This is a genomic window from Nonomuraea sp. NPDC048892 (assembly GCF_040649735.1).
Taxonomy (GTDB): domain Bacteria; phylum Actinomycetota; class Actinomycetes; order Streptosporangiales; family Streptosporangiaceae; genus Nonomuraea; species Nonomuraea maheshkhaliensis.
Map to the genome: position 1 here is coordinate 37,301 of NZ_JBEZFZ010000019.1, position 14,942 is coordinate 52,242.

A 14,942-nucleotide genomic window follows, 5' to 3' on the forward strand; every position below is an offset into this window, starting at 1 on the left:
CCGTCCTCCGCCCCCGTCGCGACCGGTCGCCCCCTCGCGGCCGGTCGCCCCGTCTCATCGGCGGCGCCACCGAACCTTCGTGCGCCGCCATCCCGAAGAGGAAGCACGTCCATGAAGAAGAGACTTCCCGCCACGGCGGCCCTGATCGTCACCGCGACCGCGCTCGTCGCCTGCTCACCCGGCGAGCAAGGCGGTGCGAGCACCGCCGCGAGCGGAAGCGGCGCGAGCAACTGCACGAACACGATCCCCAAGAAGGACCTGCCGGCCGTGACGATGTGGGGCTGGTACCCCAACATGCAGCTCGTCGTCGACAACTTCAACAAGCAGAACAGCGAGGTGCAGGTCTGCTGGACCAACGTCGGCCAGGGCAGCGACGAGTACGACAAGTTCCAGACGGCCATCTCGGCGGGCACCGGCGCGCCCGACGTCATCATGATCGAGATGGACCGGATCCCGACCTTCCAGATCCAGAAGTCGCTCGTCGACATCAAGCAGTACGGCTTCGACCGGGTCAAGGCCGACTACGGCGACGGCGCGTGGAAGGACGTCTCGGTCGGCGACGCGGTCTACGGCGTGCCCGTCGACGGCGGGCCGATGGCGATGATCTACCGCAAGGACCTCTTCGAGAAGTACGACATCACGCCGCCCAAGACGTGGGCCGAGTACGAGCAGGCGGCGCAGAAGATGAAGGACGCGGGCGGCCCGCAGTTCGGCGACTTCGCCGCGAACGTGTCGGCTCTCACGATGGCGCTGCAGATCCAGAAGGGCGCCGCTCCGTTCGCCTACGACCCGGCGCGGCCGAGCACCATCGGCATCAAGCTGAACGACCAGGGCTCCAAGGACGTGCTCGACTACTGGGCGGGCCTCGCCAAGAAGGGCCTGGTCGGGACGCAGGACCAGTTCACCCCCGAGTACATCTCCGGGGTGATCAACGGCAAGTACGCGACGTACATCTCGGCGGCCTGGGCGCCCGGCTACCTCACCGGAGCCGGTGTCGGCAAGGGCGAGGACACCGGCAAGTTCGCGGTGGCGCCGCTCCCGCAGTGGGATGCCGCCAACCCGGTGCAGGTGAACTGGGGCGGATCCGCCTTCTCCGTGACGAGCCAGGCCAAGAACCCCGAACTCGCGGCGAAGGTGGCCTACGGCCTCTACGCCGACAAGGAGTCGCTCACGGACGGCTGGACCAACCAGATCATCTTCCCGCTGAACCTCAAGGCGCTCAACGACCCCGCCTTCGTCAACCTGAAGGTGGCCTTCTTCGACGGCCAGCAGGCCAACAAGGAGGTCTACGTCCCGGCGGCCAACGCCTACAAGGGCGTCACCTACAGCCCGTTCGGCCAGTACTACTTCGACGCCATGACCAAGCAGGTCAGTGCGCTCAACGAGGGTTCCGTCACCGGCGCGCAGGCCGCCGACCGGCTTCAGGAGGACGTGGCGAACTACGCCAAGGAGCAAGGTTTCACCGCTCAGTGACGTGAAAGGGCGGGGCCGCGCCGTCTTCGACCGGCCGGCCCACCCGCGGTCCCCCAGCATCGACCTCTCGGAGCCCAAGTTGACCACCCTGACAGAGAACAGCGCGCCACGCGCCCAGGAGAAGAGCCCCAAAGTCCGCGGCAAGGTGCGCCTTCGTGAGCATCTGATGGGATGGCTCTTCGTCGGGCCGTTCGGGATCGTCTTTCTGGCGCTGCTCATCGCGCCGCTCGCGTACGCGCTGTATCTCAGTCTTTTCCAGAAGAAGCTGATCGGCGGCACCAGCTTCGTCTTCCTCGACAACTACGTGAAGGCGTTCACCGACCCGAGTTTCCTGTCCGGTTCGTGGTTCGTCATTCGTTTCTCCCTGGTCTCCATTCCCCTGCAGATCATCGTCGCGCTCGCGATGGCCCTGATCCTGGACGGCGTGACCTCGCTGTTCACTCGCTTCTCCCGACTCATGATCTTCCTTCCTTACGCGATTCCCACGGTCATCGGGGCCGTCATGTGGGGCTTTCTCTACAGCAAGAGCTTCGGGCCGCTCTCCGGCATCTTCGGGATGTTCGGCGCCACCCCACCCGACTTTCTCAGCGGCAATCTGATCTTCTACGGCCTGGTCAACGTCGTCACCTGGCAATGGGCCGGCTACTACATGATCATCCTGTACGCGGCGCTCCAGGGCATCGACCCGGCGCTCTACGAAGCCGCCCGCATGGACGGCGCCGGCAAATGGCAGATCGCCCTGCGCATCAAGATCCCGCTGATCCTCCCCGCGCTGCTCCTGATCCTGGTCTTCGCACTCATCGGCACCCTGCAGTTCTTCAACGAACCGCAGATCCTGCGCTCCCTCGCGGCCGGCACCATCGGCCCGGACTTCACCCCGAACATGTACGCCTACCAGCAGGCCTTCGCCCTCGCGAACTTCAACTACGGCTCCGCGATCTCCTTCGCCCTCGGCGGGATCGTCTTCGTCGGCGTCTACGCCTTCCTGTTCATCACCCGCAAAAGGAGGAGCTTCCTGTGACGAGCGCCCGCTCCCGCGCCACGGCCCGCCGCCGCCCGCAACGCCACCTTCCGCTGCAGGTACTGCTCGGCTTTCTCGTCGTCTATTTCCTGGCGCCGTTCTGGTGGGTCATCGTGAACAGCTCCAAAGACGCCCCCGGTCTGTTCGGCGGCGGCAACACCCTGTGGTTCGCCGACCGGATCGACTATCTCGGCAACCTTGGACAGTTGTTCAGCTACGACAACGGCATCTACGGCCGATGGATTCTCAACTCCACGCTGTACGCGGTCGCGGGCGGGGTCGGCGCCACGATCCTTTCCGTCATGGCCGGCTACGGATTCGCCAAATACCGATTCGCCGCCAGACGCTTCAGCTTCGCACTCGTGCTCGGCGCGCTCATGGTGCCCGCGACGGCCCTGGTGATCCCCACCTTCATGATGTTCTCCGCGTTCGGCCTGACCAACACGGTGTGGGCGGTGATCCTCCCCTCACTGCTCAACCCGTTCGGCGTCTATCTCATGCACGTCTACGCGCGCGACGCGGTCCCCGACGAAATCCTGGACGCGGCGCGGGCCGACGGCGCGGGTGAAATACGGACGTTTCTCCAGGTCGCCTTTCCCCTGATGCGGCCCGCGATCGTCACGGTGCTGCTGCTGTCCGCCGTGGCATCCTGGAACAACTATTTCCTGCCCCTCGCCATGCTCTCCGACAACCGCCTCTTCCCCGTCACCGTCGGACTCGGCCTCTGGCAGGGCATCGCGTCGGCGAACAACGCGGGCAGCACGTCCCTGTGGAGCCTCATCATCCTGGGCGCGCTCGTGTCGGTCATCCCCCTCGTCATCGCCTTCTTCACCCTGCAGCGGCACTGGCGCGGGGGACTGTCCGTCGGCGGCCTCCGGTAGGCATGCGCATGGGGTACTCAAACGGTTACAGGTACTCCAGCACCTCGGCGAGGGCCTTCCTGTCAGGAGTGCCGGTCTTCTCATAGACGGCGTAGAGGGTATTGGCGACCGTGCGTACGGACAGCACGAGGCGCGAGGCTATCTCGCGGTTGGTCAGGCCCTGGGCGGCGAGGGTGGCGATCTCCCGTTGACGCGGCGTGAGGCCGGGCAGGGAGAGGCCGACCAGGGCGGGGGTGCGGGCGCCCTGGCAGCGCCGCGTGAGCGTCCAGGCATAGGTCTCGGCGCCGGTGGCCCTGCGGGGCTCGCCCGACTCCACGAAACGGGCGGCGGCCTGGGCGGCCGACTCGGCGGCGTAGAGGAGGAAGCCGAGCCGGGCGAACGACTCCGAGACGGCCAGGAGCTCGCCCGCCGTGCGGGCGGCCGCGTGCCGGGCGAACAGCGGCGCGAGCACGCCGTCCACGGGCAGCGCGGCCAGCCGGTCCGCGACCAGACCGGGACGGCCGAGCCGGACGACGTCGTGGAGCGCGAAGAGCGTGAACATCAGGTACGGCGACTCCGCGACCGCCAGCGCCCGCTCGATCGCCCCCTGAACGTCGCCCCGCGCCGCCAGAGTCCAGATCCTGGCGGACTCCAGCGGCAGATCGGTCAGCGGTCCCAGGGACAGCGCCAGGCCGGTGGCGCGCGCGAGCACGGATTCGGCGGCATCGGCGTCGCCGCGCAGGGCGTGGGCGTACGCGATCTCGCCCAGGCACGGTCCCGCGTAGATCGTCGGTACGCCGGGCAGCCGGACCAGCGCATCGGCCCCCGTGACCAAGGCGTCGGACAGCCGTCCGCGCAGCCGCAGCAGCTGAGCCCTGCGCACGCACGCCTGCAGGCTCACCCGGTTCCACGAGCCGACGTACTCCTCCCCGCTGGCCAGCATCGCGGCGAGCCGGTCGGCGTGGTCGAGATCCCCTGACATCGCCGCGGCCATCGCGCCGTTGTCGATGACGATGCCGGTGATGCTGGGCTTGGCCTGCGGCTCCTCTTCCAGGAGGGTCATGAGCTCGGCGACGCATTCCAGCGCCCTGGCGGTCTCTCCGGTGGCCGTCCGCAGCGGGGCCTCCGTGATGAGCACCGACCCCCTGGCGGCGTTGCCGAGCGGCTCGGGCGACCGGTGGGCCGAGGCCACTTCTGCCAGAGCTGTGCGGAGGTCGCCGGTATAGATCCCGATGGAAGCGGTGAAGCAGCGCAGGATCTGGCGTTCGCCGGGGTCGGACGTGCGCGCCATGGCCTCGCCGAGCAGGGAGGTGTCGTGGCGCCCGAGCCCCCACACGAGGTTGAGCGTGCTCATCGCCGCGCATTCCATCCGGTGCGTCGGGCTCAGCGGCGCCGACCAGGCGCGGGCGTAGCACTCCGCGGCCTCGGTGTAGCGGTCGAGCAGGTAAAGGATGCTGGCCAGCGCCAGCCACGCCTCACCCGAGTCGCCGGCGGCCCTGGCCAGCCGCTCGGCCAGCGGCAGGTCGCGCACCGCACGGGCGTGGCCGCAGGCGCGCAGCAGCAGGGACGGGTCCGCGCGGTCGCCCGCGTCGAGCCGCCACACCGCCACGCGGAGCATGTCGTCACGCCTGCGCAGCCTGGAGGAGGACACGGCGTCGGCCAGGGTGTGCAGGATCGTCCTGGTACGCAGGGTTCCGCACGACGCCCGGATGACCTCGCCGTAGAGGGGGTGCGCGAGCCGTACCGCGAGCCTGCGCTCGTCGGCCTGGACGGTCACGAGCTGACGCTCCTCCAGCCCCTGGACGGCGGCGGGCGAGGTCAGCGAGGCCAGCAGGTCGGCCCCGAGCGGCTCGCCGAGGGCCAGGTGTTCCAGCGCGGAACGTTCCTCCGGGTCGAGGTCGCCGATCCTGGCGGCGATGGTCTCCCGCATGGTCGTGCTCATCAGGAGCGGACCGTGCCAGAGCCACAGCCCGCCCACGTCCCGCAACACCCCGGACAGCACGAGCTCGCGAAGGTAGAGCGGGTTTCCCCGGGTGAGCCGCCACAGCCGGGTGAGCGAGCCGGACTCCACCCTGCCGTCCAGGGCTCCGGCCAGGACCTCCGCCGTCTCCTCCCGGGTCAGCGCCTCCAGGGTCAGGCGCGGCAGCAGGTCGTCCTTCCACAGGGCCACGACGGCGTCGGGCGGCTGTTCGCCGCTGCGTACCGTGACGAAGAGCCGCACCGCCCGCTGCGCGGCGAGGAAGTGCACCAGCGCGGCGGAGGCCGGGTCGAGCGCGTGCGCGTCGTCCACCACGAGCACGTCGGCGGTGATCGACTCCGACGCCCATCTGAGCAGGTTGGCCGAGGGCGGCGAGGCGGGGAGCAGGTGCGCGAACGCGCCGAGCGGCAGCTCGGCCGCCGCCGTCGTGGCCCTGACCCAGGCGACGTTCCGCCCGTCGCGTACGGCCTCGGCCACCAGCCTGGTCTTGCCCGCTCCCGCGGGCCCGAGCACCACCGCACCCGCCGGCGAGGACCTGAGCCGCGCGAGTTGCTCACCGCGTCCCGAGAAGGGCCAGGTGCTCGACATGCCGCGAGGATATTTGAGTAAGGGTGGCTCAAGCGAGGGAGATTCGGCGTCGCCATGCTGGTGCCATGCACAACGACCTCACCGACCTGGTCAGACAGGCTCTGGATGACCCCTCCGCCGAGATCGCCGAACAACGCGTCGAGCCGGTCGACTGTCCCTCGTACGCGCTGTCCACCGCCGGCCTGCACCGCGTCATCGGCACCACGACGTCCGGGGCGAGCTGGTCGTTCTTCGTGAAGTCCGTACGGTCGTTGCGCGTGTGGGAGGGGCTCGCCGAGTTTCCGGAGGCCATGCGTCCGCTGATGGGCGAGTTGTTTCCCTGGCGCGCGGACGCCGACGCATACCTGGCCGCCGAGCCGCTGCCCGACGGGTTGCGCATGCCCCGCCTGTGCAGGCTGGACGTGCTGGACGACGACCGGCTGGTCATGTGGCTGGAGGACGTCGAGCAGTCGCCGGTCGCATGGGACCTGGACCGCTACCACCGCGCGGCCCGCCTGCTGGGCGAGCTGGCCGCCATGCGTCCCGCGCAGGGCCCCGACACGTCGTTGCGGATGTTCGTCATGAACGTCCCCCCGCGGCTGATGATCCCGGCGCTGTTGGACGAGAAGGTCTGGCGGCACCCCCTCATCACCCCGTACGCGGACGAAAGGCTCAGAGAGGACATCGCCTTCCTGGCGGGCCGGATCCCCACGATCCTGGAGGCCCTGGAACGGCTCCCGCACACCGGCGTCCACGGCGACGCGAGCCCGCAGAACCTGCTCGTGCCCGCCGACGGCTCGGCGGAGTTCGTCGCCGTGGACTGGAGCTGGAACTCGCCGAGCGCCATCGGATTCGACCTCGGCCAGCTGCTCATCGGGCGGGTCCACGACGGCCTGCTGCCGGCCGCGGACCTGCCCGCCGTGCAGGAGGCCGTCATCGACGGCTACGGCAGCGTGATGAAGCACGACGGGTTCGCCGCCGCGCTGGTCCTGCGCAGTCTGTGGACGGCGATCCCCGTCGACAGACTCACCGACGAGCCGGACGACGAGCTGCGCGCGTACTTCGCCAACCGGGTGGCGCTGGCCCGCTACCTGGCCGAGCTCGGCCGATCGCTCGACCTTTGACGCGACGGCCGGCGAACGGGGTCGGCCGGGAGTCGTACGCGGCCGCTCAGTCGGTGATGGAGGCGCGGAAGCGGTAGCGGTCCCCCCGGTAGACCTGGATCGTCAGTTCGAGCGGCCGGCCGTCCTGGTTGAAGGTGAGCTGCTCGGCGACCAGCACGGGGGTGCCGTCGTCGATCTCCAGCAGGTCGCGCTCGTGGGCCCGGGGCTGCCGTGCCTCCACCGAGTAGTCCGCGACCCGGGGGAACTGCGCCGGGTCGGCGCCGCGCAGGGTCGCGTACAGGGAGGCGGCGGTGAAGTCGGTGCCGGCCAGCGCGGGACAGAGCGCCAGCGGCACCCGGTTGTGCTCCAGCACGACGACGAGGCCGTCCAGGAAGCGCAGGCGGCGCATCTCGAACAGCGCGGCGCCGGGGCCGATCCGCAGGGTCTCGGCCTCGTTCACGGTCGCCGGCCTGGCGCCCGACTCCAGCACTCGGCTGCGGGTCGCCAGGCCGTGCTTCAGCGCGTAGTCGGCGAAGCCTTCCACGGTGTGGCCGCCTGCAGGGGTGGGGGCCTGCTCGGCCCCGGTGACGAACCACCCGCGGGCGGCGGCGGACTCCAGCAGGCCCCGGCTCGCCAGCTCGTTCAGCGCGGCGCGCAGCGTGTCCCGCGACACCGCGTAGCGCGTGGCCAGACTCCGCTCGGAGGGCAGCCGGTCTCCCGGCTTGGCGCCACGGGCCGTGATGTCGCTCCAGAGCTGGGAGGCGATCTGGACGTAGCGCGGCAAGGCGTCGTCACTCAGCAGACCTTGCGGAAAAGAGGGAGGCATACCAGAAGCATACCAGTTTACGACCATTGACGGCCATAATCCTGACCAGTACTCTTCCAGCTAGTGGTCAGCTGGGAAACGCGGCCACTGATCGACCGCCCCACCTCAAGGGAGTTCCTGTGACCGGCCTTCTCGGCAGCCTGGCTCACGCGACCGGCGCCGACGACACCGTCCGTGAGATCGCCCAGCAGCCCCGCGTCTGGCGGGAGGTCGACGGCATCGTCGCCGCCTCCCGGCCCGAGCTCGACGCCTTCCTGCGGCCGGCCGCGGCCCGCGTGGTGCTCACCGGCGCCGGCACGTCGGGCTTCGCCGGGCAGGTGCTCGCCACCACGCTCACGCGGCGGCTCGGGCGGCGGGTCGACGCCGTGCACACCACGGACATCGTGGCCGACCCGCGCGGCTGCTTCGCCGAGGACCTCCCCACCCTGCTGGTCTCCTTCGCCCGCTCCGGGGACAGCCCGGAGAGCATCGCGGCCACCGAACTCGCCGAGCAGTGCCTGTCGGACGTGCGCCACCTGGTGATCACCTGCAACGCAAAGGGGCGGCTGGCCCAGGAGCACTCGGGCCGGACCGGCTCGTACGTGCTGCTGATGCCGCCCGACTCCAACGACCGCGGCTTCGCGATGACCTCGAGCTTCACCGGCATGACGCTCGCCGCCCTGCTCGCCCTCGGCGGCCCCGCCTACGCCCGGCTCACCGTGCGGCTGGCCCGCACGGCCGAGCGGATCATCGAGGACGGCATCCTCGACCAGGGCATCGACGCGCTCCTGGCCCGCGACCCCGAACGGATCGTCTACCTGGGCAGCGGCCCCCTGCGCGGCCTGGCCGCGGAGTCGGCGCTGAAGACGCTCGAACTCACCGGCGGGCAGATCGTCGCGCTCTCCGACTCCGCCCTCGGATTCCGCCACGGCCCCAAGGCCGTGCTGAACGAGCGCACGGTCGTGATCGTGTACGTGTCGAACGATCCGTACACCCGCAGGTACGACCAGGACATCCTCACCGAACTCCGCGCCACCATGCCGCCCGGCAGTGTGATCGCGGTCGGCGGCGCGCCAGAGGACGGAAGCCGGCCGCTCCGCGAAAGCTGGCCGCTCCTCGGCGCCGAGGACGTCGAGGACGCGGCGCTGGCCCTGCCCGCCGTCCTGTGCGCCCAGCTCATCGGCCTCAAGGCCGCCGTGCTCCGTGGCATCCGGCCCGACAACCCGTTCCCTTCCGGCGAGGTCAACCGCGTGGTGCACGGCGTCACCCTGCACCGGTTGCAGCACTGACAGAGGTGACAGCATGTTTCTCGGCGTCGACGGCGGCGGAACCAAGACCGCCTTCTGCCTGGTCGACCAGGACGGGAGGATAGCGGGGCGGGCACGGACCGCCGGCAGCTACTACTTCTCCCAGGCCTCCGAAGGCATCGGCATCGTCGAGCGGGCCCTCAGGCAGGGCGTCGAGGTGGTCTGCGCGGAGGCGGGCATCGAACCCGCCGGCATCGCGTACGCCTTCTTCGGCCTGCCGGGCTACGGCGAGGCCCCCGGCGACCTGCCCGTCCTGGACGCGGCCCCGCGCGCCGTGCTCGGCCACGACCGTTACACCTGCGACAACGACACGGTGTGCGGGTGGGCCGGCTCCCTCGGGGCGGCGGACGGCATCAACGTTCTCAGCGGCACCGGGTCCATGACCTACGGCGAGCGGTCAGGCCGCGGTGTCCGGGTCGGCGGCTGGGGAGAGCTGTTCGGCGACGAGGGCTCCGCGTACTGGATCGCGGTCCGCGGCCTCAACGCGTTCACCCGGATGAGCGACGGACGCCTGCCCGAAGGCCCGCTCGCCGGGGTCCTGCGCCGCCACCTCGCCCTCACCTCGGACCTCACCGTGATCGACGTCGTGTTCAACCGGTGGCGCGGCGACCGCGGGGAGATCGCGGCACTCAGCCCGCGGGTCGCCGAGGCGGCCGGGCTGGGCGACGCGTGCGCCGCCGCCATCCTGGCCGAGGCCGGGCGCGAGCTGGCGCTGCTGGTGGACACCACCCGTGAACGGCTCGGCTTCGAGCCCGGCGAGCCCGTACCGGTCTCCTACTCCGGCGGCACGTTCAGCGCCGAGGCGGTGCTCGATGCCTTCACCCGGGAGCTGAAAGCCCTGCACGCCGGTTACGAGCTGCGCCGCCCGCTGTACGAACCGGTCGTCGGAGCCGCGCTCTACGCGGCGAAACTCGCCGGCACCCCCCTGGACCGGGTCGCGCTCGACCACCTGCTGACCGCCGGACAAGGAGAAGGCGAATGATCGATCTCAAGCGGAGCTGGATCCTCTACGCGACCCTGCTCGTCGTCTTCTGGGGCGTGTGGGGCGCCTTCTCCAGCCTCCCGACCAGCCTGTACGGCTATCCCGACGAGATGGTGTACGTCATCTGGGCGTTCACCATGCTGATCCCCGCCTACTTCGCGATGCGCGGCAACCGGTTCGACCGGCGGCCCGTCGCCGCCCTCTACGGGCTCATCGCGGGACTCACGGGCGCGGGCGGGCAGCTCCTGCTGTTCCAGGCACTGTCCAACGGCCCCGCGTACCTGATCTTCCCGATCGTGTCCCTGTCGCCGGTGATCACTGTGCTCATGGCCATCGCCCTGCTCCGCGAGCGGATCCAGCGGCTCGCCGTCGTCGGCGCGGTCGCCGCGCTGGCCGCGATCGTCCTGTTCAGCATCCCCGGCAGCAGCGACGACTCGAACACGACCGGGCCCTGGCTGCTGCTGGCCGTCCTGATCTGCGTGGCCTGGGGCGCGCAGGCGTTCTTCATGCGCAAGGCCGCCCTGCTCGGCGTCAACGACGCCACCACCTTCGGCTGGATGACGATCAGCGGGCTGCTGCTGATCCCGGTGGCGGTGCTGATGATGGGCGGGCTGCCCAGCGGGGCTCCCTGGCAGGCGCCCGCGCTGACCGCGGTGACCCAGGTGCTCAACGCGGCCGGGGCGCTGTTCCTGGTGATGGCGCTCAGCCGGGGCAAGGCCGCGGTGGTGGCGCCCATCACCAACGCGCTCGCTCCCGTCCTGACGATCGTGCTGTCGCTGGCGGTCTACCAGACGCTGCCGTCGGTCTACGGGGCCGTCGGCATCGTGCTCGCCCTGGGCGGCTCGACCCTGATGGTGTACGCCGACGAGAAGCGCGGGGAAGACGTGACGGCGGGCGCGGTGTCACCGGAGGCGCCCGCCTCCTGACGGCCCCAGGGCAGCGTTACGATACCTGGTCACGTGGCACGCGCACGAAGAGGGGATCGCCGATGTCCGACGACTCAGGGCTCATCGAGGAGCGCTCGGCCGGCGGCGGGCGCACGCTCGACGACATCCAGATCCGCGACCCGTTCCTCCTCGACGACGGTTCCTCCCGAGGTGCACGAGCATCAGGGCCGGTTCTTCATGTTCGCCACCTTCACCGCCCCGGACGGCTACCGGGGAACGCAGGTGCTCGTGGCGGACGCCCCGCAGGGCCCGTTCACGCCGTGGAGCGAGGGTGCGATCACGCCCCGCAAGTGGCAGTGCCTCGACGGCACCCTCTTCGTCGACGACGCCCCCTGGCTCGTCTACTGCCAGGAGCGGACCCAGATCCACGACGGCGCCGTCTGGGCCCAGCGCCTCACCCCGGACCTGCGCGAAGCGGACGGCGTACCCGTCTTCCTCTTCAACGCCTCCGACGCTCCGTGGGCCAGGCCACTCGACCACCCCAAGGCCCGCGCCGCCGAGCTGCCCGTCTATGTCACCGACGGCCCGTTCCTGTTCCGCCTCGCCGGCGAGCACCTGATCATGCTGTGGTCCAGCTTCGGCGACCAAGGGTACGCCATGGGCATCGCCCACTCGTCGTCCGGGCAGGTCACCGGGCCGTGGACGCAGGAGGAGCAGGCGCTGTGGTCCAGGGACGGCGGCATGATCGTACGGCTGCGCGACCAGAGCCTGGCGCTCACCCTGCATCGGCCGAACACCACTCCCCACGAACGGGCGATCATCCGTCCGCTCGTGGAGCACGAGACCACCGTCACCCTCGCCGAGTACGATCGGTAAGCGGACCCCGCGCCGGTGAGCAGGGACGGGGGCCGCGCCCGGTAAGGTTCAGGCGGACTTTCCCTGACGTGGACGGAACGTGTGAACAAGGCCGATGAGCTGATCAGCGCGGCGATGGACGCGCTGGCCCGCGAGGATCAGGCGGCCTTCGACTCCGCCGCCGCCTTCCTGGCCGACCGGGACGACGCCGATCGTGTGCTGGTGGAGGCCGCCACGCGGGCGATCTCGGGGGTGTGGCGGAACGGCTGGCAGCCCGCCGACGTGGTCAGGATCGCGGCCAGGCGGCTGAGCGACCGGCACGAGCGGGTGGCGGCCGATCTCATCGCCTGGGAGCTTCGGTCCTACGCGCAGGACACGGTGGACGAGCGCTGGCGCGACCAGCTCGCCGGCCTGGCGGCCACGGTGTGGTGGAAGGGCGGCTACCTGGCGGCGCGGCAGGCCCGCGACGGGGCCGGCCGGCTGGTGACCGTCTCCGGCGTACTGGAACTGCTGCGGCTGCTGACCGGGCTGCCCCGGCTGGAAATGCTGGGCCCGCCGCCCGGCCATGCCCGCCGTACGGTCCGGGCACGCCCGCACGCGGTCAGCGAGAAGACGCTCACGCGGGTGCGGGGGCTGCTGGCCAAGGCGGAGTCGACGCCGTACGAGGCGGAGGCGCAGACATTCACCTCGGCGGCGCAGAGCCTGATGGCGAAGTACAGCATCGACGAGGCGATGCTCGACGCGGCGGCGCTGGAGGCGCTGGGGGCTCGGCAGGGTGGGGGCGCGGCGCCGGAGGGCGTCCGGGTCGGCGTCGACGCGCCGTACGAGCAGCCCAAGGCCGTCCTGCTCAACCTCGTCGCCGAGGCCAACAGGTGCCGGGTGATCTGGTCGCGGGAGCTGGGGTTCGCCACCGTGCTGGGGTTCCCGGCGGACCTGTCCTGGGTGGAGATGTTGTTCACCTCGCTGCTGGTGCAGGCGCAGACCACGCTGGAGAACTCGGGCACCAAGAAGCACGGCTCCGGCCGGTCCAGGAACAAGGCGTTCCGCCAGTCGTTCCTGTCGGCCTTCGCCTCCAGGATCGGCGAGCGGCTGGCCGAGGCCACGGCGGCCGCGGTCGCGCAGGAGAGCGCCGGCCGGGGCACCGACCTGGAGCCGGTGCTGGCGGCCCGGGAACAGGAGGTGGAGCAGGCGGTCGAGCGCATGTTCCCGAACCTGGTCTCGCACCGGACGCGCACGTCCTGGGACCGGGAGGGCTGGGCGGCCGGCCGCACCGCCGCCGACCAGGCCAGCCTCGGCACGCGTGACCGGTAGCGGTCGCCGGCGGCGAGGCGGAGATCGGCGTGGTCTTCCCTGCTACGCCTGATCCAACGCTCCCGTCCGGCAGGGTGGCGGCGATGCGGATCGCCGCCACCCCTGCCGGGAGGTTACGCGGGAGGCCGGGGGACGAGGACCACGTGGGTGGTCCTCGCCGGCTCGATCGTCGAGTTCCCCAGCACCTGGATGACGTACGTGTGCTTGCCGGCCTTCGCCGGCGTGTCGGTGAAGCTGAACGACCCGTCGTCGGCGGCGGTCATCTTGGCCACGCCTTCCGAGGTGGTGCCGTCGGAGTTGGAGACGTTGCGTACGACGGTGACAAAGGTGCGCGGGAAGGTGATGCCGTCGGCGGCGAACGTTCCGTCGAATTCGAGTGGCTCGCCGACGGCGCCGCTCTTCGGGCCGGTCACCGTGAGCACCGGCTGGTACCGGCCCACCTCGACGACAGCCGAGGCGCGGCTGCTCTCGAACCAGGAGTTGCCCGGCCAGGACAACCGATATTCGTACGACCCGACTGCCGGTGCGGTGTCGGTGAACCGGTACGTGCCGTCCGCCTCCGTGGTGACCTCCTGGAAGGGCCCGTCGGTGCCGTCGGGGAGCCGGCGATGCAGCTCAAGCGTCTGCACCCCGGGCGGCGCGCCGGAGCTCAGCGTGAGCTGCCCGGTGAAGGTCAGCTGCTTCAGCGTGGTTGCCTCGGAGGGCGCCGCCATGGTCAGGGTGGAGGCGTGGAACGGCGAACGCGGCAGCCGCCAGAGGTGCATGCGCCCGGTGCCGGGCTCCTTCAGCACCGCAAAGGTGAATATGCCATAGAGGGCGATGCTGCCCGCCACCAGTGTCTTCCCCCGGTGGGCGGCCGAGTAGATCACCTCCGCCGTGGCCGGGTCGTACTCCACGAACTCCGCCGCGTCGCCCGCGGCGGAGTTCCAGCCGCCCACGACGTAGGCGCCGTCCGGGCCGCCCGCGACGGCGGTGGGGAGGCCGTGCTTGCTCAGCTTGCCGCTGTAGTAGGAGCGTGTCCTGGCGTTGGTCGTCGTGTCCCAGGCGTCGAACCGGTGGGTGTCGCTCAGCGCCGACAGCGCCGTCGATCCGTAGTCGCCGACAGCGAGGTCCCGCGGGGACGTGTCGACACGGATCTCGCCGCGCGGGGTGGCCGGGGCGGTGCTGACGTCGTACACCTTGATCGAGGCGGGGCCGGCTCCCGGCTCTCCCGCCACCAGGGTGCTTCCGGCGACGGCGACCAGCGGAGGCTGCGTCGTGCCCGACTCGACCGGGACGAGGACGGGCACCGGCCGCCACAGCTCAAGGGCGACGACGCCTCCTTGACCTGCTTGGCCGCAGCCGTATCCGACCCACACCCGCTCGTACGACTGGGCCAGCGTGGACGGGCACGGGTAGGCGGTGAGGTCGATCCGCTGGATGATGGCGAGCGTCGCGATGTCGATCTCGATCACTTCATGCGAATCGCGCAGCGCCGCGTACACCTTCCTGCCGTTGTCCGCCACGGACAGGGCCATGGCACCGGACAGGCCGCCGATCGTGTCGATGAGCGTGCCGCCGCTGTCGGTGACCACGATCCGATCGTCGGCGGCGATGAAGATCTTGCCGCTCTGCCCCACCACGTCGCCGCCCCTGCCGGCGGCGACACCGAGGTCGATGACGGTGCTGGCGGCCGAGGCGGCGGGTGCCTGAGCGACGAGCAGGCCCGCTGCCAGGAACAGGGTCCCGGCCAGGGCGACTAATCGGTGGGTGAGAGGAACACTGCCAGAGCTTGAGAGGCGCACAGGCACTCC

General features: G+C 70.6%; 12 protein-coding genes. 9 read left to right on the top strand and 3 right to left on the bottom strand.

What is annotated here, in order from left to right; genetic code table 11:
* Window positions 1-111 precede the first annotated feature (111 nt).
* The 3 genes from AB0C28_RS41035 to AB0C28_RS41045 all read left to right on the top strand — a co-directional run bounded on the left by AB0C28_RS41035 (window position 112) and on the right by AB0C28_RS41045 (window position 3,375).
* Window positions 112-1,473 carry an extracellular solute-binding protein gene (locus AB0C28_RS41035; RefSeq protein ID WP_358080770.1) on the top strand — a complete coding sequence of 454 codons (1,362 nt, stop codon included), beginning with the start codon at window positions 112-114 and terminating at the stop codon, window positions 1,471-1,473.
* Window positions 1,474-1,552: 79 nt separating this feature from the next.
* Window positions 1,553-2,494 carry a sugar ABC transporter permease gene (locus tag AB0C28_RS41040; RefSeq protein WP_358080772.1) on the top strand — a complete coding sequence of 314 codons (942 nt, stop codon included), beginning with the start codon at window positions 1,553-1,555 and terminating at the stop codon, window positions 2,492-2,494.
* Window positions 2,491-3,375 carry a carbohydrate ABC transporter permease gene (locus AB0C28_RS41045; protein WP_357858494.1) on the top strand — a complete coding sequence of 295 codons (885 nt, stop codon included), beginning with the start codon at window positions 2,491-2,493 and terminating at the stop codon, window positions 3,373-3,375. Before AB0C28_RS41040 ends, AB0C28_RS41045 begins: the two co-directional genes overlap by 4 nt.
* A 25-nt stretch (window positions 3,376-3,400) precedes the next feature.
* Here AB0C28_RS41045 and AB0C28_RS41050 read toward each other — a convergent pair whose 3' ends face one another.
* Window positions 3,401-5,920, bottom strand: coding sequence for a LuxR C-terminal-related transcriptional regulator (locus AB0C28_RS41050; protein WP_358080774.1), 2,520 nt, complete (start codon window positions 5,918-5,920; stop codon window positions 3,401-3,403).
* Window positions 5,921-5,985: 65 nt separating this feature from the next.
* Between AB0C28_RS41050 and AB0C28_RS41055 the strand changes: the two genes are divergently transcribed.
* Window positions 5,986-7,023 (top strand): hypothetical protein, encoded by a 1,038-nt coding sequence (locus AB0C28_RS41055; protein WP_357858488.1) that lies wholly within the window; start codon window positions 5,986-5,988, stop codon window positions 7,021-7,023.
* A 46-nt stretch (window positions 7,024-7,069) separates the two neighbouring features.
* Here the strand turns inward: AB0C28_RS41055 and AB0C28_RS41060 are convergent, their stop codons facing one another.
* Window positions 7,070-7,828, bottom strand: coding sequence for a GntR family transcriptional regulator (locus AB0C28_RS41060; RefSeq protein ID WP_357858485.1), 759 nt, complete (start codon window positions 7,826-7,828; stop codon window positions 7,070-7,072).
* 119 nt (window positions 7,829-7,947) lie between these two features.
* Between AB0C28_RS41060 and AB0C28_RS41065 the strand changes: the two genes are divergently transcribed.
* From AB0C28_RS41065 to AB0C28_RS41085, 5 genes are all read left to right on the top strand, one after another.
* Complete coding sequence (locus tag AB0C28_RS41065; RefSeq protein ID WP_357858482.1) at window positions 7,948-9,096, top strand: SIS domain-containing protein; 1,149 nt, start codon at window positions 7,948-7,950, stop codon at window positions 9,094-9,096.
* 13 nt (window positions 9,097-9,109) lie between these two features.
* On the top strand, window positions 9,110-10,096 hold the full coding sequence (locus tag AB0C28_RS41070; protein ID WP_358080775.1) for a BadF/BadG/BcrA/BcrD ATPase family protein: 987 nt from the start codon (window positions 9,110-9,112) through the stop codon (window positions 10,094-10,096).
* The gene (locus AB0C28_RS41075) at window positions 10,093-11,022 is read left to right on the top strand and encodes a DMT family transporter (RefSeq protein ID WP_357858476.1); all 930 of its coding nucleotides are present in this window, start codon (window positions 10,093-10,095) and stop codon (window positions 11,020-11,022) included. Before AB0C28_RS41070 ends, AB0C28_RS41075 begins: the two co-directional genes overlap by 4 nt.
* A gap of 33 nt (window positions 11,023-11,055) precedes the next feature.
* Window positions 11,056-11,859: a family 43 glycosylhydrolase gene (locus AB0C28_RS41080; protein ID WP_358080777.1), complete on the top strand. Its 804-nt coding sequence runs from the start codon at window positions 11,056-11,058 to the stop codon at window positions 11,857-11,859.
* Between the two features lie 81 nt (window positions 11,860-11,940).
* A complete protein-coding gene (locus AB0C28_RS41085) occupies window positions 11,941-13,149 on the top strand; it encodes a DUF2786 domain-containing protein (RefSeq protein ID WP_358080779.1) in 1,209 nt (402 codons plus the stop codon).
* A gap of 113 nt (window positions 13,150-13,262) precedes the next feature.
* On the opposite strand, the gene AB0C28_RS41090 is transcribed toward AB0C28_RS41085, so the two are convergent.
* Window positions 13,263-14,933 (bottom strand): hypothetical protein, encoded by a 1,671-nt coding sequence (locus tag AB0C28_RS41090; RefSeq protein WP_357858467.1) that lies wholly within the window; start codon window positions 14,931-14,933, stop codon window positions 13,263-13,265.
* Between the last annotated feature and the right edge of the window lie 9 nt (window positions 14,934-14,942).